This window comes from Pseudomonas sp. UBA3149 (assembly GCF_002364655.1).
GTDB classification, from domain to species: Bacteria; Pseudomonadota; Gammaproteobacteria; order Pseudomonadales; family Pseudomonadaceae; genus Chryseomonas; species Chryseomonas luteola.
The window spans coordinates 19,229-38,134 of the sequence record NZ_DEYV01000004.1 but is presented as its reverse complement, the minus strand read 5'-3'; the positions used below and the strand labels follow the sequence as shown (position 1 = coordinate 38,134).

The window sequence follows — 18,906 nt, the reverse complement described above, 5'->3', positions numbered from 1 at the left end:
CTAGTGGGCTGCATTTCTTATCCGGCGGCGTGCGCTACGTGCAAGGCGTATGGCAAGCAATACCGCTGCACAGGTAAGCCCCACTACCAGGCCTTGCCAAAGGCCCGCCGGTCCGCGGGCCTGCCCAATCCAATCGGTCAGGCCTAGTACATAACCTACTGGCAGACCGATACCCCAATAGGCGAGCAGTGTGATCACCATTGTGGCCCGTGTATCCTGATACCCCCTGAGTCCCCCGGCCGCTGTCACCTGTACCGCATCTGAAAATTGGAAGAGAGCGGCAAATACAATCAGCGACGCCGCCAGGCTCACCACAGCCGGGTCCTGTGTATAAAGCGTTGCGATCGGTGCGCGGAAAAGCAGCATGGTACTGGCAGAGATACAGGCCCAGGATAGGCCAACAGCCACTCCCGTGCCTGCCGAGAACCGCGCTTCCCGAGGCTCGCCGCGTCCCAGGGACTGTCCAACCCTTACGGTGATGGCCATGCCGATCGACAAGGGGATCATGAAGGTGAGTGAGGCAAAGTTGAGGGCGATCTGATGGCCTGCTACCACCGTTGCGCCTAGCTCACCGATCAACAGGGCAATGACCGAGAAAATGCTGGACTCTGCAAATACCGCGATTCCAATAGGCGCACCCACAGAGAGCAGGCGACGAATTACTGGCCATTGGGGAGCGTCGAAGCGGCTGAAGATACCGCATGCCTGGTAGATCTTGGCGCGTCGCACCCATGCGAACATGCCCAGGAACATCAGCCACATCGCCACGCCACTGGCAAATCCGCAACCTGGACCGCCCATCGCTGGCAAGCCAAGGCGACCATGGATGAACAGATCATTTAGCGGAACGTTGAGGGTCAGACCAACCAGACCAATGATCATGCTGGGCCGGGTGCGTCCAAGCCCGTCGCTGAAGCAGCGCAGCACGTAATACAGTGCAACCGCGGGGATACCCATGGCGATGCCATGCAGATAGGTCATGGTTGGCTGAATCAGCTCCGGACTGACATGCATGGCAATCAGTAAAGGCTTCGCTGAGCATAAAAGAGCGCTGGCTATCAATCCGATGACCACGGCCAACCAGAGCGCCTGTCGAACAAGCGGACCAATCTTCTCCGGTTGCCTGGCGCCATGATGCTGCGCCACGTTTGGCGTAGTGGCCAGCAGCGTTCCGGTCATCAGAAGAAAGACCGGCACCCAGACGGAATTGCCTAGCGCAACGGCTGCCAGGTCCAACGGACCGACACGCCCAGCCATGACGGCATCGACGAACCCCATGGCAGAGTGCGACAACTGCGCAATGATAATAGGCGCTGCCAGTGCGAGCAGGGCCGTTAGCTCATGACGGATCCGCTGCCGCCGGGTAGGTCTTGTGTCCACGAGATTATCAGGTGAGGGAAAGTTGGTCAGTGTACGACGCTTTTCGGATGCCGAGAAATCCATCACACGTCTTGGGCCTGATAAAATGTATGTCTCGCTGATTGGAGTTCAAGATGCGCATCCTTGCAGATGAAAATATCCCCCTTCTGGATGAATTTTTTGGTGCCTTTGGATCGATCAGGCGAATGCCAGGCCGCGCCATGGATAGGGCTGCCGTGGGCGAGGCTGATGTTCTCATCGTACGGTCCATAACACCTGTAACTCGGGCATTGCTGGAAGGCTCACCGGTCCGTTTCGTGGGGACGTGCACCATCGGTACGGACCATCTGGACATTGATTATCTGGAATCGGCTGGCATTGCCTGGAGCAGTGCGCCGGGGTGCAATGCACGCGGCGTTGTCGATTACGTTCTGGGTGCGCTTCTTGCCTTGAGCGACGCCCGCGGAGTCTCGCTGAGTGAGCGCACCTATGGGGTTGTAGGCGCCGGACAGGTTGGTGGCCGTCTGGTGGAGGTGCTGAAAGGGTTGAACTTGAATGTTCTGGTGTGTGATCCACCACGTGCATTATCCGCACCAGATGATTTTGTCTCGCTTGAAATCGTGATGAATAAATGTGATGTCATTTCTCTGCACGCACCGCTGGTACGTTCCGGGCCTGACGCGACGTATCACCTTTTTGATGCTGAGCGCCTGGCTGAATTGAAAGCTGGAACATGGCTCATCAATGCGTGCCGCGGGGAAGTTATCGACAATCAGGCGCTTCGTAAATGTCTGGTTGAAGGTGCCGATCTGGAAGTTGTTCTGGATGTCTGGGAGAGTGAGCCTGAGGTCGATGTCGAGCTGGCCAAGCGATGCCGCTTGGCGACACCTCATATTGCTGGCCATAGTCTTGAGGGCAAGTGGCGCGGTACTGCAATGATTTACGCTGCCTTTTGCGCCTGGCAGGAACAGCGGCCAGAAAAAGCCTTGGAGGACTTTCTACCTGAACAGTGGCTATCGAAGATCGAGCTTTCGGCCAGCGCTACGCCTGAACAGGCACTGAGACTTTTGTGTCGGGCCGTTTATGATCCGCGCAATGATGACGCCGCCTTTCGATTATCACTCAAAGGTGGTACTCAAGCGCGGCGTAACGGGTTTGATCTACTTAGAAAGCATTATCCCCAGCGTCGGGAAATTACCGGACTTCACGTTTATACCGATGCAAGCCCGGCAACTTCCCGAATCGTAGAGGCATTAGGCGCTACACGTCTGTGATTACTCAGGGCATGTAGGCGTCTTGAGAGAGTCGTCTGGCTCACGACATGCCTTTTGAATCATGGCCTCGGTAATCGGGATCTCGCGACCCTTTTCATCGATGAGGGCGCCACCCAGGCGTTGAGCATGATCGGAGGTTGTGTGCTGAGAAGTGTTCTGAACGGTCATTTCAGTCTCCTTTGCCATATGAGTCCAACCTAGCCAAGACAGGTTAAGAAGATATGACAACCTAGAGCGTCCAAAAGTGCCGCAAGGGTGCATAGCGTTCGCTATGCACCTGGCCTGTCAGTAGTATTCGCAAAGATAAGCCGTTTCCACGCTGACTTTGAGCTGGAATTTGCTGTTGGCCGGAACGGTGAATTTCTGGCCTGCCTCAAAAGTTTCCCAAGCATCACTGCCAGGTAGTTTGACCGTCAGGGCACCTGCTACCACGTTCATGATTTCCAATTGGCTCGTTCCGAATTCGTATTCACCTGGCGCCATGACGCCAATGGTGGCTGGCTTACTGCTCAGATTGAAGGCGATGGATTTAACGGTGCCGTCAAAATATTCGTTAACCTTGAACATGGCTTTCCTTAGGATTGTTTTAAACGTCAAGCCAGTATGCCGAAACCTTTACGCTGCCGCCACTAAGCCATTAGTGCACGGTTATAGGCAGTAGCCTTGCCGTGTTACGCGCGTCCTCCAAGGCCCTGTGCGGCTGACCATGAAAGCAGTACCCGGCAAGGCTCAGGGCCGAGCCCAGGCTGACAGGGCGGGGTAGTTGCCTGGACTTCGCAAAGCGCTGCTTGAGATTCATGTGGGGAGTGCGTGCTAGGAGTGTGCTGATTCTGTGCTCACGCCAATCACGCTGTAGCTGACGGCGATCATAGTCACCCCAGCTGCACCAGCCCGCCAAATGCGCTTCATGGCTACTCAGCCATTGCTCAAAGTGTTGCCAGACCGTATACAAGGGCGCTGCGCTATCTACATCGTCTTGGGTAATGTGCGTAAGCGATTTGCAGAACGCGGTCAGCAGAGGTCGATGCAGGGGCCTTACATAGCTCTGAAAGTGATCAAGCTCTTGTCCGGTGCTATCGATCAACACGGCGCCGATCTCGATGATCTCCATCTCCTCGACAGGCCATCCGCCTTCATCAGTGGTCGCTTCCAGATCGATGACCAGCCAACGCTTCATCGTGCCTCCAAAGAGCTTCTTGTAAGTAAGAGGACAAGGCATCCTGGTAACGGACCGGCGCCCACAGGCAGAGACCTGTATCAAGATAGGCAAGTTTCAGGCTTAAACACAGAGCTACGCACATTTTGAGGCTCTTCTGACGAAGGGTGTGACTGAATCCATGCCAGTGCCGACTATTAAGTTGGACGCCAGGTATCAGCCGCTTGGACAAACGTTTGAGTGGCGCTTGGCGTTGGGGCTAATCCCCCTTATGCTTTTTGTATCTACTACTCAGGTCTATACGTTATGGAATGCCGTGCCGGCTGTGGTGCATGTTGCATTGCGCCTTCTATTTCCACGCCATTGCCTGCGATGCCACAGGGCAAGCCTGCAGGTGTGCGATGTGCACATCTAAGCGAAACCGATTTATGTGAGTTGTTTGGAAAGCCGGAACGACCGCCGGTGTGCAGCGCATTTTCGGCAGAGCCTTTTGTCTGTGGTGAAAGCCGTGACGAGGCACTTATGCTGATAGCGTATCTGGAAGATGTGACTGCCGCCTGATTCAGCCCCGCTCATACACGCTTTATGCTCATAACAAGAAAGGGAAGTTTCAATGCGTACTTTTTTTAAAACAACTGTTTTAACGGCTCTGTTCGCGACGTTGTGTTCTGGCGCCTACGCCGAGGAATGGAAACTGGCAAAGGATGAAGATGGGATAAAGGTCTACACCCGTAGCGTGGAGGGGTCTAAATACAAGGCCTACCGTGGTGTTGTTACGATTAAGGCTACTCCTGAGCGTATCGAGCAACTTCAGGAGGATACCGCCAGCTCCTGCAAGTGGCTCTATCGTTGTCAGCAGCTCAAGGTGCTCAAGCAGCAGGGGCAGGACACCTGGACCTATATGCGCATTGAAATGCCCTGGCCGGTCACGGCGCGTGATGTGGTGCTGCATGTCACAACGGAGCAAGCCGGCAATGGAGGTTTCGTTCGTCATTTAAAAGGGGAGCCCACTTACACACCTCCTGCAGACGGCTATGTGCGAGTCAGCAGTTTCGACGGTAAATGGCAGGTGCTGCCAAAGGCGACAGGATCTGTGGAGGTTACTTACGAGGCCCAAAGCGAACCGGGCGGAAGCATACCGTCCTGGTTAGCTAACAGTTTTGTCGTTGATGCGCCGTTCAACACCTTGCAAGGTCTTCGTAACGCGGCGGAGAGCCGTTAACCCAAATAAAAACGCCCCGGTTTAGCCGGGGCGTTTTTTATCTACCGATCAGATCAAGCGATCTCAACCGCATCGATCTTAGCCTTGGCTGCGCTTTCGCGGAACTCGGCAATTTGATCGAAGCTTAGGTAACGGTAGACATCCGACGCCATGCTGTCGATGTCCTTGGCGTACTGCATGTACTCTTCTGTCGACGGGAGCTTACCCAGGATGGAGGCAACGGCCGCCAGCTCCGCAGAGGCCAGGTACACATTGGCACCATCGCCCAGACGGTTCGGGAAGTTACGAGTCGATGTCGAGACTACAGTCGAGTTGGAGGCCACACGTGCTTGGTTACCCATGCACAGTGAGCAGCCTGGCATCTCCATGCGAGCGCCAGCCTTGCCATAGATGCCGTAATAGCCTTCCTCGGTCAGCTGATGCTGGTCCATCTTGGTTGGCGGGGACAGCCACAGGCGGGTCGGAATGGCGCCCTTGACCTTGTCGAGCAGCTTGCCAGCCGCGCGGAAGTGGCCGATGTTGGTCATGCAGGAGCCGATGAAGACTTCATCGATCTTGTCGCCAGCCACTTGAGACAACAGGCGAGCATCGTCCGGGTCGTTTGGCGCGCACAGAATCGGCTCGGTCACTTCAGCCAGATCGATTTCGATGACTTCGGTGTACTCGGCATCGGCATCAGCTTCCATCAGCTCTGGATTGGCCAGCCAGGCTTCCATCGCCTGAGCACGGCGCTCTAGGGTACGGGCATCGCCGTAGCCTTCGCTGATCATCCAGCGCAGCAGCGTGATGTTGGACCGCAGATACTCGGCAATGGATTCCTTCGAGAGCTTGATGGTGCAGCCAGCAGCGGAACGCTCGGCCGAGGCATCGGACAGCTCGAAGGCTTGCTCGACGGTCAGATCCGGCAGGCCTTCGATCTCGAGGATGCGGCCAGAGAAGATGTTCTTCTTGCCTTTCTTCTCGACGGTCAGCAGACCTTTCTGGATCGCATAGTAGGGGATGGCATGCACGAGATCACGTAGCGTGATTCCCGGCTGCATCTTGCCTTTGAAGCGAACCAGTACCGATTCGGGCATATCCAGCGGCATAACGCCTGTTGCAGCGGCGAACGCTACCAGGCCGGAACCTGCCGGGAAGGAGATGCCAATCGGGAAGCGGGTGTGCGAGTCGCCGCCAGTGCCAACGGTATCCGGCAGCAGCATGCGGTTCAGCCAGCTGTGGATGATGCCATCGCCCGGACGCAGAGAAACGCCGCCACGGGTACGGATGAAATCTGGCAGGGTGTGGTGAGTCTTGACGTCGATCGGCTTGGGATAGGCGGCTGTATGGCAGAAGGACTGCATCACGAGGTCAGCGGAAAAGCCCAGGCATGCCAGGTCTTTCAGCTCGTCGCGAGTCATCGGGCCCGTAGTGTCCTGGGAGCCGACGGTAGTCATCTTCGGCTCGCAGTAGGTGCCCGGACGAACGCCGACCACGCCACAGGCCTTGCCAACCATCTTCTGAGCCAGGGTATAACCCTTGCCGGTATCAACAGGCTGCTCAGGCTTCTTGAACAGGTCGGAGTGTTCCAGGCCCAGTTCGGCGCGAGCTTTTTCAGTCAAGCCACGGCCCACGATCAGCGGAATACGACCACCTGCACGAACTTCATCCAGCAGAACCGGTGTTTTCAGCTCAAACGTGGCAACCACGTCGTCGCTACCGTGACGGGTCACTTTGCCTGCATAGGGGTAGACGTCGATCACGTCGCCCATTTCCAGCGCGGAAACGTCGAACTCGATTGGCAGAGCGCCCGCATCTTCCATGGTGTTATAGAAGATCGGAGCAATCTTGCTACCAAAGCAGAAGCCGCCAGCGCGCTTGTTTGGAACGTAGGGGATGTCGTCACCGAAGAACCACAGTACCGAGTTGGTAGCGGATTTGCGGGAAGAACCCGTGCCTACCACGTCACCCACATAGGCAACCGGGAAGCCTTTGGCGCGAACTTCTTCGATCTGCTTCAGCGGGCCGATGCTGCCTTGCTGCTCCGGTACGATACCGTCACGGGCCATCTTCAGCATGGCCAGGGCATGCAGCGGGATGTCAGGACGCGACCAAGCGTCAGGCGCAGGGGAGAGATCGTCAGTGTTGGTTTCGCCGGGTACCTTGAAAACGGTCAGGGTGATCTTTTCCGGAACAGCCGGGCGAGCCTTGAACCATTCACCGTCTGCCCAGGATTGCAGAACGGACTGAGCGTTGGCATTTCCTGCCTTGGCTTTTTCGGCGACATCATGGAAGGCATCGAACATCAGAAGCGTATGCTTGAGTTGTCCGGCGGCTATGGTGCCAAGCTCGGCGTCATCCAGCAGTTCGACCAGCGTGGCGATGTTATAGCCACCCTGCATGGTTCCCAGAAGCTCGACCGCGCGCTGCTTGGAGATCAGCGGGGAGCTGGTTTCGCCTTTGGCGACAGCAGAAAGGAAGCCAGCCTTGACATAGGCGGCTTCGTCAACGCCCGGCGGTACGCGATTGGTGATCAGGTCAACGAGAAATTCTTCTTCGCCGGCCGGCGGGGTTTTCAGAAGTTCGACCAAACCTGCAGTCTGTTCGGCGTTAAGCGGCTGGGCAACGATACCCTGCGCGGCACGCTCTTCTACGTGTTTACGATAGGCTTCAAGCACAATATGACCCTCATCAGTGGTCCAGTAATGACGTCCGGGATCTGGCGACCCCATGAGCCCGAATGACGAAATAGCAATCGCTAGCAAGAGGCAGGAGCCAATGTGACGTCATTCAGGCTCCGGTGCGAAGCTGTTTTCAAAGTTTTACGCCAGCGGTATTACACGTGGGCCAGAATGCAGACGTGTGATGAGTACGCTGCACCCTGACCGGGAACCTGCCGGATAATTGTGTTCGTGACGCTTTGAAAACAGCTTCGTATCGGACATGGCGCCCCTTAGGGCGTACGGATTCTACTCCAAGGTTTCGCTAAAGTTAAGCTGAACATGCGACTAAACGACGCTGACCTTGGTTAGACGAAAGGCTAAAATAGGCTTTTGCTTGATCGGAACGACTATGTCCAACCAGCGCATAAAGACGCCCTGCGTCGGACTTTGCTCAACGGTATTCGGCGACCAAGTTTGCCGGGGCTGCAAGCGATTTCATCACGAGATCGTGAACTGGAATGCGTATAACGATGAGGAAAAGCGAGCTGTCTGGGCCCGTCTCGAGGTGCTCCTGACCCAGGTGGTTTCTGCAAAACTCGAGGTGTTTGATCCGCTACGCCTGAAGGAACAGCTACAGCAACGGAAGATTCGCTTCATTCCTGAGCAGTCCGAATATTGCTGGGCCTATCAGCTGATTTCACGCGGCGCGCGCCATATTCAGCAGGTCGATGCTTATGGCATACATATTTTTCCTGAATTCAGGGAACGCCCGCTGATGGAACTGCGTGATGCCATCGACCAAGAGTTTTTCATCCTCTCCGAAGCTCACTATGAACGTTACATTGCGCCACGTTTCCTGCTTGAAGGAATGGACGTTCGAGTCTGACACCGCGCACCGTATAATCACCTCATATTCCAGTGCAATCGCTTCAGGCGGATGTGCTTCCCTTGATTCTGGAACAGATGGTTAGCCGCCTGTTGATTAAAGGATTTGCGTTATGTTGTTGCCCGAAATGGACGAATTCCTGGCCTGTAAAACGCCGGAAGCTTGGGTGGAAGCTGCTTTGCAGGATCTTCCTACCCTCTTGATCGATCATGCCAATAATGAAAAGAAAGCAGCGGGCGCTGCGTTTCATTACCTATTTACTTACAGCAATAAGCTGGATCTGGTAAACAAGATGTCACGGATTGCCCGTGAAGAGTTGCGGCATTTCGAGCAGGTGCTCCAAATCATGAAGACGCGTGGCATTGCGCATGAAAACGTAACGTCGGCCCGCTATGCCGGTGCCATGCGTAAGCTGTGCCGTAATCATGAGCCGTACCGACTAACGGACTCGCTTGTCGTAGGAGCCTTTATCGAGAGCCGTTCATGCGAGCGCTTCTCTGCAATTGCTCCGCATCTGGATGAAGAATTGAGCAAGTTTTACAGCGGACTGCTCAAGTCGGAAGCGCGTCATTATCAGGATTACCTGAAGCTGGCCTATCTATATGGTGACGAGCAGGATGTGACCGCCAAGATTCAGGAGATCAGAGCGCTAGAAGCCGAGCTTATTGCCTCGGCGGATACGGAGATGCGCTTTCATAGCGGTGTGCCGCGCGCAGCGTAATAGCCATTACGCTTCGAGCCGTATCACGCCAGCTCGAAGCGTTCCTGCTCTAGCTGGTCACGGGAAATCTTCAGGACCCAGCCGTAACGGTCCCAGTCACCCAACACAATTCGCGTTGCAGCGCTGCCATCAAGCATGAATTCATGTGTGGCAGGACGATGTGTGTGCCCGTGAATCAGGGTCTGAGTGCGGGTGCGCCGCATGACGCCCTCAACCTCTTCAGGTGTGACGTCTACAATATCCATGGCTTTTTGCCGGGTCTGCATCTTGCTCTCGTTGCGTAATTTCCTGGCCAGTTCGCGACGCTTCTTTAAAGGAAGATGGCGCAGGATCCACAATGAAACTGGATTGCGAAGCCAGCGGCGTAATCGCATGTAGGCTTCGTCCCGTGTGCACAGACTGTCGCCATGCATCAGTAGAAGGCGCTTGCCTTCGGCTTCGATAACGGTCGGGTCGGCCAGTAGGGTACATCCTGCCAGTCGGCAAAAATCCTTTCCGATCAAGAAATCGCGATTGCCATGCATCAGAAAAATACGTGTGCCGCCTTGAGATAAGCTCTTTAGGGCTCGTGCGATGCCTTTTTGAAACTCATCCATGGCGTCATCGCCGATCCATACTTCGAAAAAGTCGCCTAGAATATACAAGGCATCGGCGTGAACAGCTTCTGTCTCAAGAAAACGCAAAAACGCCCGGGAAATATCCGGGCGTTCAGGTTCGAGATGCAGATCAGAGATCAGCAGTATCACTCAACGATCTCGGCACGCTCGATAATGACATCCTCAGCCGGTACATCCTGATGGCCGGCGCGAGATGTAGTAGCAACACCCTTGATGGCATTGACGACATCCATGCCTTCAACAACCTGACCGAATACAGCATAACCCCAGCCTTGTGTAGTCGGGGCGGTGTGGTCCAGGAAGGTATTATCCGACACGTTGATAAAGAACTGAGCGGACGCTGAATGCGGATCCATGGTGCGTGCCATGGCAACAGTGCCATTGCGGTTGGAAACGCCGTTATTCGCTTCGTTCTTGATCGGTGCGCGAGTGGACTTTTGCTTCATGCCGGGCTCAAAACCGCCGCCCTGGACCATGAAGCCATTGATCACGCGATGAAAGATAGTGCCGTCATAGTGACCGTTCTTTACATACTCTTTGAAGTTGGCTGCTGTTTCAGGAGCCTTGTCTTCAAACAGTTCAAGAGTGATGACGCCGTGGTTTGTATGCAATTTGATCATGGAATTTATGTCCGTGGTCAGATAGGAAGTTTGTCAGGGTCTTGACGGGTTCGGCTATGATACGGACTTTGATTTAGTCGGCCTACCCTTAAGCCGAACAACACATTATTAAGGACCCCATGAGCAAGCCAGAAACTCCCGCTACTCCAGCGAATTTTCTTCGTCAGATCGTCCAGGCTGATCTGGATGCCGGCAAGCACACAAAGATTGTGACACGCTTTCCGCCAGAGCCTAACGGTTATCTCCACATTGGCCACGCCAAGTCGATTTGCCTGAACTTCGGGCTGGCTCAAGAGTTTGGCGGTGAGTGCAATCTGCGCTTTGACGATACGAACCCAGCCAAGGAAGATCAGGAGTACATCGATGCCATCAAAAGTGATGTCGAGTGGCTGGGCTTCAAGTGGGCAGGTGAAGAGCGCTATGCCTCTAATTATTTCGATCAGCTCTATGACTGGGCGATACACCTGATCAAGACGGGTAAGGCCTATGTTGATGATCTCACGCCCGAGCAGGCGCGTGAGTATCGTGGCACATTGACCGAGCCGGGCAAGAACAGTCCTTTCCGTGACCGCTCCGTTGAAGAAAACCTGGATCTCTTTGCACGCATGAAGGCGGGCGAGTTTAAGGATGGTGAAAAGGCGCTACGTGCCAAAATCGACATGGCCTCGCCAAACATGAATTTGCGCGATCCGATTTTGTATCGTATCCGCCACGCCCATCATCACCAGACGGGTGACAAGTGGTGCATCTACCCGAGCTATGACTTCACACATGGCCAGTCGGATGCAATCGAGGGAATCACTCACTCTATTTGCACACTCGAATTCGAGGATCATCGTCCGCTGTACGAGTGGTTCCTGGCAAATCTGCCTGTGCCGGCGCAACCGCGTCAGTACGAGTTCGCCCGCCTGAATTTGAACTACACCGTAACCAGTAAGCGTAAGCTGAAGCAGTTGGTTGATGAGCGGCATGTAAACGGCTGGGATGATCCGCGCATGTCTACGCTGTCTGGTTATCGCCGTCGCGGTTATACACCGGCCTCCATTCGTAATTTCTGCGAAATGGTAGGCGTTGCTCGCTCCAATGGTGTAGTCGATATCGCCATGCTTGAGTTCAGCATCCGGGAAGATCTGGACCGAAATGCGCCTCGGGCCATGTGCGTACTGCGGCCGCTCAAGGTTGTCATCACCAACTATCCTGAGGGCAAAGTGGAGCAGTTGGAGTTGCCACGTCACCCGAAGGAAGATATGGGGATGCGTACGCTACCGTTTACACGTGAGCTCTACATCGACCGCGATGACTTCATGATCGATCCGCCCAAGGGATACAAGCGCCTTGAGCCAAATGGCGAAGTTCGTCTACGGGGAAGTTATGTTGTTCGCGCCGATGAGGTTATCAAGGATGAGGCGGGCAATATCGTCGAACTGCGTTGCTCGTATGATCCTGAAACCCTCGGGAAGAACCCTGAAGGCCGCAAGGTAAAGGGTGTCATTCACTGGGTGCCTGCCGAGGGCAGTGTTGAGTGTGAGGTTCGCCTGTACGATCGTCTGTTCCGTTCGCCGCAGCCTGAGAAGGCGGAAGAGGGGCAGACCTTCCTAGATAATATCAATCCGGAATCGCTGCAGGTGCTGACTGGGTGCCGTGCTGAGCCATCGCTTGCGCAGGCCCAGCCAGAGGACCGTTTTCAGTTCGAGCGTGAAGGTTACTTCTGTGTCGATCTGAAAGACTCAAAGCCGGGTGCTCCGGTCTTCAATCGTACCGTCACCTTACGCGACTCCTGGGGGCAATAATGCCACTTGCGATCTATAACACGCTCACCAAGACCAAGGAAGCGTTCAAGCCGCTAGAGGACAATAATGTCCGTATGTACGTGTGCGGTATGACAGTCTATGACTTCTGTCATATTGGTCATGCACGTGTGATGGTGGCATTTGACGTCGTGGCTCGATGGCTGCGCAAGTCAGGTTACAACCTGACCTACGTACGCAACATTACAGACATTGACGACAAGATCATTCGCCGTGCGCAGGAAAATGGCGAAACGTTCAAAGACCTGACTGGACGTATGATCGAAGCGATGCATCAGGATGAAACCCGCCTGGGTGTTCAGCGTCCAGACGTTGAGCCCTGTGCGACTGATCATATTCCTGGCATGTTCACTATGATCCAAACCTTGATAGACAAAGGTTATGCCTATGCGCCTGGAAACGGAGATGTGTATTACCGTGTAGGGCGTTTTGCGGGATACGGCAAACTGTCACGCAAAAAGATTGAAGATCTCCGCATTGGGGCTCGTATTGAGGTGGATGAGTCCAAGGAAGATCCTCTGGACTTTGTCTTGTGGAAGGCTGCCAAGCCGGGTGAGCCCAGCTGGGAGTCACCATGGGGGGCGGGTCGTCCCGGTTGGCATATTGAATGCTCGGTCATGTCTACGTGCTGCCTGGGTGATACGTTTGATATTCACGGCGGTGGCCCTGACCTGGTTTTCCCCCACCACGAGAACGAAATCGCTCAGAGTGAGGCTGCTACGGGAAAAACATATGCGGCATCCTGGATGCATGCGGGGGCTGTGCGGGTAGATGGCGAAAAGATGTCCAAATCCCTGGGCAACTTCTTCACTATTCGCGAAGTGCTGGAGAAATACCACCCGGAAGTCGTTCGTTATCTGCTGGTTTCCAGTCATTACCGCAGCCCGATCAATTACTCTGAAGAAAGCCTCCGTGAAGCACGCGGCGCGCTGGATCGCTTCTATCACGCCTTGAAAGGTCTACCGCAGGCATCGCCTGCTGGCGGTGAGCCCTATGTGGACCGTTTCGCGGTCGCAATGGATGACGACTTCAACACGCCAGAGGCCTGTGCGGTCCTGTTTGAAATGGTCCGTGAGGTCAATCGTCTGCGAGACCAGGATATTCAAGCTGCCGCTGGCCTTGCCTCTCGACTCAAGCAGCTGGCTGAAGTGCTGGGTGTTCTACAGCTGGAGCCGGATGAGTATCTACGCGCAGGTGCGGAGGGCAAGGTTGATGAAGCGGCCGTAGAGCGCCTGATTCAGGCACGTCTGGATGCGCGAGCAGCAAAGAACTGGGCTGAGTCGGATCGTATTCGCGATGAGCTGACAGCAATGGGTGTTGTGCTTGAGGATGGTAAAGGTGGAACGACGTGGCGTTTGGCCAACTGAGTTCACCTGATATAAAAAAGGCCGCATTAGCGGCCTTTTTTATGGGAAGATATTTTATTCGGCATGCAGCTGTTCAGCTGCATAGAGCGTGTTCTCCAGCAGGCAGGCACGCGTCATGGGGCCAACACCGCCAGGAACAGGCGTGATCCAGCTGGCGCGTTCCAGAGCTGTTTCATATTCGACATCGCCAACCAGTTTTCCATCTGCCTGGCGGTTGATACCTACGTCAATGACAATGGCGCCTTCCTTGACCCACTCGCCCTTCACCAAGCCTGGTTTGCCTGCCGCCACCACCACCAGGTCGGCCTGGCTGACATGGGCGGCCAGATCACGGGTGAAACGATGAGTAACTGTTACTGTACAGCCGCCCAAGAGTAGCTCCAGCGCCATGGGGCGACCGACAATGTTGGAGGCGCCTACCACCACTGCATTCATGCCGTACAGGTCTGCCCCTGTACTTTCCAGCAGACGCATGATGCCCTTGGGCGTACAGGGGCGGAGCAGGGGGATGCGTTGAGCGAGTCGACCTATATTGAACGGATGGAAACCATCAACATCCTTGTCGGGACTGATGCGCTCAAGCAGATTGGAAGCATCAAGGTGAGCGGGTAGGGGAAGCTGAAGCAGGATGCCGTCAACTGCAGCATCTGCGTTCAGTGAGTCAATCAGCGCTTCCAACTCCTGCTGTGTGGTGGTGCTGGGAAGGTCGTACGCCCTGGATACAAAGCCTACTTCCTCGCAGTCCTTTCTTTTGTGAGTAACGTATACCGTGGAAGCTGGGTCGTCACCTACCAGAATGACTGCCAGGCCAGGGGCGCGTAACCCGTGTTGACGCCGCTGGGCAACGCGTTGGGCAATTTCTTGGCGGAGAGAAGCGGCGATCGCTTTACCGTCGATCAGTTGAGCAGTCATATGCAGATAGGTCATGCTAATGGAAGAAGGATGCTTATTTTCGCATGTACGCACTAAAGGAAGAAGCCTTGGTGAAAGGGTAGTTAACCTATCTTCTTAATTTTTTTAAAAAAATTGTTGACGAGTGGTCGAGTCATTCGTAATATACGCCCCGCTTGCCGAGCACAGCCTGAAACGAAATGAGAAGGCGATGCGAACCGGCTCAGCTTCTTAGGAGGCTGTTTCGTAAGCAACGGTTGCTGCGCAATAAAGCGCCCGTAGCTCAGCTGGATAGAGCATCCGCCTTCTAAGCGGATGGTCGCAGGTTCGAGTCCTGCCGGGCGCGCCATTGGCGGTTCGGCGCAAGCAATGCAATATGGTGGGCGTAGCTCAGTTGGTAGAGCACAGGATTGTGGCTCCTGGTGTCGTGGGTTCGATTCCCATCGTCCACCCCATATTGAGAACATCAGGCATTATTAATGCCTGATGTTCGTTTTAAGTGTTACGCGGATGTGGTGGAATTGGTAGACACACTGGATTTAGGTTCCAGCGCCGCAAGGTGTGAGAGTTCGAGTCTCTCCGTCCGCACCATAGTGAAAAAGCCGACAGCGATGTCGGTTTTTTTTTGCCTTGAAAATGGCTGGCATGTTTCGGGTATGAGCGAGAGGGGTTGCAGGCTTTTTTCATGCTTGGTGACCAATACCTGCTTTATGCAGGATGACTTCCGTATCCTCTACCTCTAGAATGCTTGCCCTGTTTCTGGGGGCCGGAACGGCCGGCCTATGTCTGTGCCATGAGGATTATCCATGCAAGTTTCTGTTGAAAGCACCTCCGCTCTTGAGCGCCGAATGACCGTAGGCGTGCCGGCCGAGCGTATCGAGACCGAAGTCGCCAAGCGTCTGCAGCAAACTGCTCGCCGCGTTAAAGTGCCTGGTTTCCGTCCTGGTAAGGTGCCGATGAGTGTCATTCGTCAGCGCTACGAAGCCAGCGCTCGTCAGGAAGCCTTTGGTGATCTGATTCAAGAAACATTCTACGAAGCCATCGTTCAGGAAAAACTGAACCCGGCAGGTGCGCCTTCTGTTGAGCCCAAGGCTTACGAAAAAGGCAAAGACCTTGAATACGTCGCTACATTCGAAGTATTCCCTGAGTTTGAAGTGAAAGGCCTGGAAGACATTCAGGTTGAGCGTCTGCAGTCCGAAGTCGCTGATAGCGATCTGGATAACATGCTTGAGATTTTGCGTAAGCAGAACACTCGTTATGAGGAAGTCGGCCGCGAAGCGGCCAACGATGATCAGGTCACTATCGATTTCGTAGGCAAGATCGACGGTGAAGCCTTCCAGGGCGGCTCTGCAAACGGTACTCAGCTGGTGCTGGGCTCCGGCCGCATGATTCCGGGCTTCGAGGAAGGCCTGGTGGGTGCAAAGGCGGGCGAAGAGCGTGTGCTTAATCTGACCTTCCCGGAGGATTATCAGAACCTGGATCTGGCTGGCAAGACTGCCGAGTTCACTGTGAAGGTAACCAAGGTTTCTGCCCCGCAACTACCTGAAATGAACGAGGAGTTCTTTGCTCAGTTCGGCGTTCAGGAGTCTACTCTGGAAGGCTTCCGTGCTGAAGTTCGCAAGAACATGGACCGTGAGCTGCGTCAGGCGATCAAGAACAAGGTCAAGAACCAAGTTATGGATGGCCTTATTGCTGCTAACCCGATCGAAGTTCCAGCCGCTCTGATCAACAGCGAAGTTGATCGTCTGCGTGTTCAGGCTGTTCAGCAGTTCGGTGGCAACATCAAGCCCGATCAACTGCCGGCTGAGCTGTTTACCGAGCAGGCTAAGCGCCGTGTTGTTCTGGGTCTGATCATTGCGGAAATGGTCAAGCAGTTCGAGCTCAAGCCTGACGACGAGCGTGTACGTGCACTGATCGAGGAAATGGCCTCTGCCTACCAGGAGCCTGAGCAGGTCGTTGCCTGGTACTACCAGAACGAGCAGCAATTGAACGAAGTGCGTTCGGTTGTACTCGAAGAACAAGTCGTAGATACTGTTCTTGAAAAGGCTAAAGTGACCGATAAGCAGGTTTCCTACGAGGACGCGGTCAAACCGGCCGAGGCCCCGCAAGCAGCCTGATCTTTACCCGCCTCGAATCACATAAGCCAGCCTCGTGCTGGCTTATGCGTCTTAAGGCAAGACCATCCTGATAGGGAGTGATCGCAGGACATGTCCCGCAATTCGTTCATGCAAACAATGCCCGAAGTTCAAGCCGCTGGCGGCCTGGTGCCCATGGTGGTCGAACAATCTGCTCGTGGCGAGCGCGCGTATGATATCTACTCGCGTCTGCTCAAGGAGCGGGTGATTTTCCTGGTAGGCCAGGTCGAAGACTATATGGCCAACCTGGTGGTCGCTCAGCTTCTGTTTCTAGAAGCGGAGAACCCTGACAAGGATATTCACCTCTACATCAATTCACCTGGTGGTTCGGTGACAGCTGGTATGTCTATCTATGACACCATGCAGTTCATTAAGCCCGATGTCTCGACAATCTGCGTAGGCCAGGCGTGCAGTATGGGTGCCTTGCTACTGGCAGGTGGTACTGCCGGCAAACGCTACTGTCTGCCTCACTCTCGTATGATGATCCACCAGCCCTTGGGTGGCTTCCAGGGTCAGGCATCGGACATCGAAATTCACGCGCGTGAAATTTTGACGATCCGTGAGCGTCTAAACAAAGTGTTGGCCCATCATACGGGTCAACCCATGGATGTTATCGCCCGTGATACCGATCGCGATAACTTCATGAGCGGTGATGAGGCTGTGAAATACGGCTTGATCGACAAGGTGTTGGAAAAGCGCAATATTCCCGCTTGAGCCGGCAAGCCTGCCACTAAGTCATGATTACTGAGTGGCAGGCTTGAAAATGCATAGATTTGCCTTCATCTTGTTCCTGTAAGTAACCCGATTGGATTGATCGAATGACAGATACTCGCAACGGTGACGACAACGGCAAGCTGTTGTATTGCTCTTTCTGCGGCAAGAGCCAGCATGAAGTGCGTAAGTTGATTGCCGGTCCCTCAGTCTTTATTTGCGATGAATGTGTCGACCTGTGCAATGACATCATCCGTGAGGAAGTACAGGAAGCCCAGGCCGAAAACAGTGCACATAAACTTCCAGCACCTAAAGAAATCAGTACGATTCTTGATCAGTACGTGATTGGTCAGGAACGTGCCAAGAAAGTATTGGCTGTAGCGGTATACAACCACTACAAGCGTCTCAACCAGCGTGAGAAGAAAGATGACGTTGAGTTGGGCAAGAGTAATATTCTGCTTATCGGGCCGACAGGTTCCGGTAAGACTTTGCTGGCTGAAACGCTGGCACGTCTGTTGAACGTACCGTTTACCATTGCGGACGCCACTACGTTAACCGAAGCAGGTTACGTGGGTGAGGACGTTGAAAATATTATTCAGAAGCTTTTGCAGAAGTGCGATTACGATGTTGAAAAAGCCCAGATGGGCATCGTCTATATCGATGAGATCGACAAGATTTCGCGCAAGTCTGATAACCCCTCTATTACTCGAGATGTATCGGGTGAGGGCGTGCAGCAGGCTCTGCTCAAGCTGATTGAAGGTACGGTAGCCTCAGTACCCCCGCAGGGCGGACGTAAGCATCCTCAGCAGGAGTTCCTGCAGGTGGATACGCGTAACATCCTGTTTATCTGTGGCGGTGCATTTGCCGGATTGGAAAAGGTCATCCAGAGCCGTTCTACCAAGGCGGGCGGAATTGGTTTCAATGCCGAAGTCCGTAGCCAGGAATTGGGCAAGAAAATCGGTGAGTCACTTCGTGATGCCGAGCCTGAAGATCTGGTCAAGTTTGGTCTTATCCCAGAGTTCGTTGGTCGTTTGCCTGTAATCGCAACGCTAGATGAACTTGACGAAGCGGCGCTCATGCAAATTCTGACCGAGCCCAAGAATGCACTGACCAAGCAGTATGGCAAACTCTTCGAAATGGAAGAGGTGGATCTCGAGTTCCGTCCAGACGCTTTGAAGGCAGTGGCCCGCAAGGCATTGGAACGTAAAACAGGCGCACGTGGTCTACGGTCCATACTCGAGGGCGTTCTGCTCGATACGATGTATGAGATTCCTTCTCAGAAGGAGGTCAGCAAAGTCGTCATCGATGAGAGCGTCATTGAGGGTACTTCCCAACCGTTGTTGATTTACGAAAACAACGACCCGGTCAAAGCGGCACCGGATGCATAAATAAAAAGGGGCCCTGCGGGGCCCTTCGCATTAGTTAGCCTTGTTTTCTGATCGATTAGGCCGCATGTTAGAAAAACATGCCATACGGTCGTTTCTATGCGGCCAGTCG

General features: G+C 54.3%; 18 protein-coding genes and 3 tRNA genes. 13 read left to right on the top strand and 8 right to left on the bottom strand.

Going from position 1 to position 18,906, the window contains the following annotated elements; translation table 11 throughout:
- Window positions 1-1,443: an MATE family efflux transporter gene (locus B3729_RS01665; RefSeq protein WP_286786885.1), complete on the bottom strand. Its 1,443-nt coding sequence runs from the start codon at window positions 1,441-1,443 to the stop codon at window positions 1-3.
- Between the two features lie 50 nt (window positions 1,444-1,493).
- On the opposite strand from B3729_RS01665, the gene pdxB reads away from it, so the two are divergent.
- The gene (pdxB, locus tag B3729_RS01660) at window positions 1,494-2,633 is read left to right on the top strand and encodes a 4-phosphoerythronate dehydrogenase PdxB (RefSeq protein ID WP_286786884.1); all 1,140 of its coding nucleotides are present in this window, start codon (window positions 1,494-1,496) and stop codon (window positions 2,631-2,633) included.
- Here the strand turns inward: pdxB and B3729_RS01655 are convergent, their stop codons facing one another.
- The 3 genes from B3729_RS01655 to B3729_RS01645 form a co-directional block, all read right to left on the bottom strand.
- Window positions 2,634-2,801 (bottom strand): PA1571 family protein, encoded by a 168-nt coding sequence (locus B3729_RS01655; protein WP_162842011.1) that lies wholly within the window; start codon window positions 2,799-2,801, stop codon window positions 2,634-2,636. It lies immediately after the preceding gene.
- A gap of 117 nt (window positions 2,802-2,918) precedes the next feature.
- Window positions 2,919-3,200, bottom strand: a complete 282-nt coding sequence (locus tag B3729_RS01650; RefSeq protein ID WP_286786883.1) for a pyrimidine/purine nucleoside phosphorylase — start codon at window positions 3,198-3,200, stop codon at window positions 2,919-2,921.
- 70 nt (window positions 3,201-3,270) lie between these two features.
- The gene (locus B3729_RS01645) at window positions 3,271-3,810 is read right to left on the bottom strand and encodes an exonuclease domain-containing protein (protein ID WP_010794787.1); all 540 of its coding nucleotides are present in this window, start codon (window positions 3,808-3,810) and stop codon (window positions 3,271-3,273) included.
- A 285-nt stretch (window positions 3,811-4,095) separates the two neighbouring features.
- On the opposite strand from B3729_RS01645, the gene B3729_RS01640 reads away from it, so the two are divergent.
- The gene (locus B3729_RS01640; protein ID WP_122042274.1) at window positions 4,096-4,350 is read left to right on the top strand and encodes a YkgJ family cysteine cluster protein; all 255 of its coding nucleotides are present in this window, start codon (window positions 4,096-4,098) and stop codon (window positions 4,348-4,350) included.
- Window positions 4,351-4,402: 52 nt separating this feature from the next.
- On the top strand, window positions 4,403-5,011 hold the full coding sequence (locus B3729_RS01635; protein ID WP_286786882.1) for an START domain-containing protein: 609 nt from the start codon (window positions 4,403-4,405) through the stop codon (window positions 5,009-5,011).
- A 53-nt stretch (window positions 5,012-5,064) separates the two neighbouring features.
- On the opposite strand, the gene acnB is transcribed toward B3729_RS01635, so the two are convergent.
- On the bottom strand, window positions 5,065-7,668 hold the full coding sequence (acnB, locus tag B3729_RS01630) for a bifunctional aconitate hydratase 2/2-methylisocitrate dehydratase (RefSeq protein WP_286786881.1): 2,604 nt from the start codon (window positions 7,666-7,668) through the stop codon (window positions 5,065-5,067).
- 394 nt (window positions 7,669-8,062) lie between these two features.
- Between acnB and B3729_RS01625 the strand changes: the two genes are divergently transcribed.
- Both B3729_RS01625 and B3729_RS01620 read left to right on the top strand, forming a co-directional pair.
- A complete protein-coding gene (locus B3729_RS01625; RefSeq protein WP_019365221.1) occupies window positions 8,063-8,539 on the top strand; it encodes a DUF1289 domain-containing protein in 477 nt (158 codons plus the stop codon).
- A 112-nt stretch (window positions 8,540-8,651) separates the two neighbouring features.
- Complete coding sequence (locus tag B3729_RS01620; RefSeq protein ID WP_286786880.1) at window positions 8,652-9,260, top strand: tRNA-(ms[2]io[6]A)-hydroxylase; 609 nt, start codon at window positions 8,652-8,654, stop codon at window positions 9,258-9,260.
- Between the two features lie 23 nt (window positions 9,261-9,283).
- Here the strand turns inward: B3729_RS01620 and lpxH are convergent, their stop codons facing one another.
- Both lpxH and B3729_RS01610 read right to left on the bottom strand, forming a co-directional pair.
- Window positions 9,284-10,006 (bottom strand): UDP-2,3-diacylglucosamine diphosphatase, encoded by a 723-nt coding sequence (gene lpxH, locus B3729_RS01615; RefSeq protein WP_286786879.1) that lies wholly within the window; start codon window positions 10,004-10,006, stop codon window positions 9,284-9,286.
- A complete protein-coding gene (locus B3729_RS01610; protein ID WP_286786878.1) occupies window positions 10,003-10,497 on the bottom strand; it encodes a peptidylprolyl isomerase in 495 nt (164 codons plus the stop codon). Before B3729_RS01610 ends, lpxH begins: the two co-directional genes overlap by 4 nt.
- A 119-nt stretch (window positions 10,498-10,616) precedes the next feature.
- Between B3729_RS01610 and B3729_RS01605 the strand changes: the two genes are divergently transcribed.
- Together B3729_RS01605 and cysS are read left to right on the top strand one after the other, a co-directional pair.
- Complete coding sequence (locus B3729_RS01605) at window positions 10,617-12,287, top strand: glutamine--tRNA ligase/YqeY domain fusion protein (protein WP_010794779.1); 1,671 nt, start codon at window positions 10,617-10,619, stop codon at window positions 12,285-12,287.
- Window positions 12,287-13,672: a cysteine--tRNA ligase gene (gene cysS / locus B3729_RS01600; protein ID WP_286786877.1), complete on the top strand. Its 1,386-nt coding sequence runs from the start codon at window positions 12,287-12,289 to the stop codon at window positions 13,670-13,672. The genes B3729_RS01605 and cysS overlap by 1 nt, the downstream gene beginning before the upstream one ends.
- Window positions 13,673-13,726: 54 nt before the next feature.
- Here cysS and folD read toward each other — a convergent pair whose 3' ends face one another.
- Complete coding sequence (folD, locus tag B3729_RS01595; RefSeq protein WP_286786876.1) at window positions 13,727-14,584, bottom strand: bifunctional methylenetetrahydrofolate dehydrogenase/methenyltetrahydrofolate cyclohydrolase FolD; 858 nt, start codon at window positions 14,582-14,584, stop codon at window positions 13,727-13,729.
- 251 nt (window positions 14,585-14,835) lie between these two features.
- Here folD and B3729_RS01590 point away from each other — a divergent pair.
- From B3729_RS01590 to clpX, 6 genes are all read left to right on the top strand, one after another.
- Window positions 14,836-14,912: transfer RNA gene (locus B3729_RS01590), tRNA-Arg, on the top strand.
- Window positions 14,913-14,942: 30 nt separating this feature from the next.
- Window positions 14,943-15,018, top strand: a tRNA-His gene (locus B3729_RS01585).
- Window positions 15,019-15,069: 51 nt separating this feature from the next.
- A tRNA-Leu gene (locus B3729_RS01580) sits at window positions 15,070-15,154 on the top strand.
- 215 nt (window positions 15,155-15,369) lie between these two features.
- Window positions 15,370-16,680, top strand: coding sequence for a trigger factor (tig, locus tag B3729_RS01575; RefSeq protein WP_286786875.1), 1,311 nt, complete (start codon window positions 15,370-15,372; stop codon window positions 16,678-16,680).
- 90 nt (window positions 16,681-16,770) lie between these two features.
- Complete coding sequence (clpP, locus tag B3729_RS01570) at window positions 16,771-17,412, top strand: ATP-dependent Clp endopeptidase proteolytic subunit ClpP (protein WP_010794775.1); 642 nt, start codon at window positions 16,771-16,773, stop codon at window positions 17,410-17,412.
- 104 nt (window positions 17,413-17,516) lie between these two features.
- Window positions 17,517-18,797, top strand: coding sequence for an ATP-dependent Clp protease ATP-binding subunit ClpX (clpX, locus tag B3729_RS01565; RefSeq protein WP_010794774.1), 1,281 nt, complete (start codon window positions 17,517-17,519; stop codon window positions 18,795-18,797).
- The last annotated feature ends 109 nt before the right edge of the window (window positions 18,798-18,906 follow it).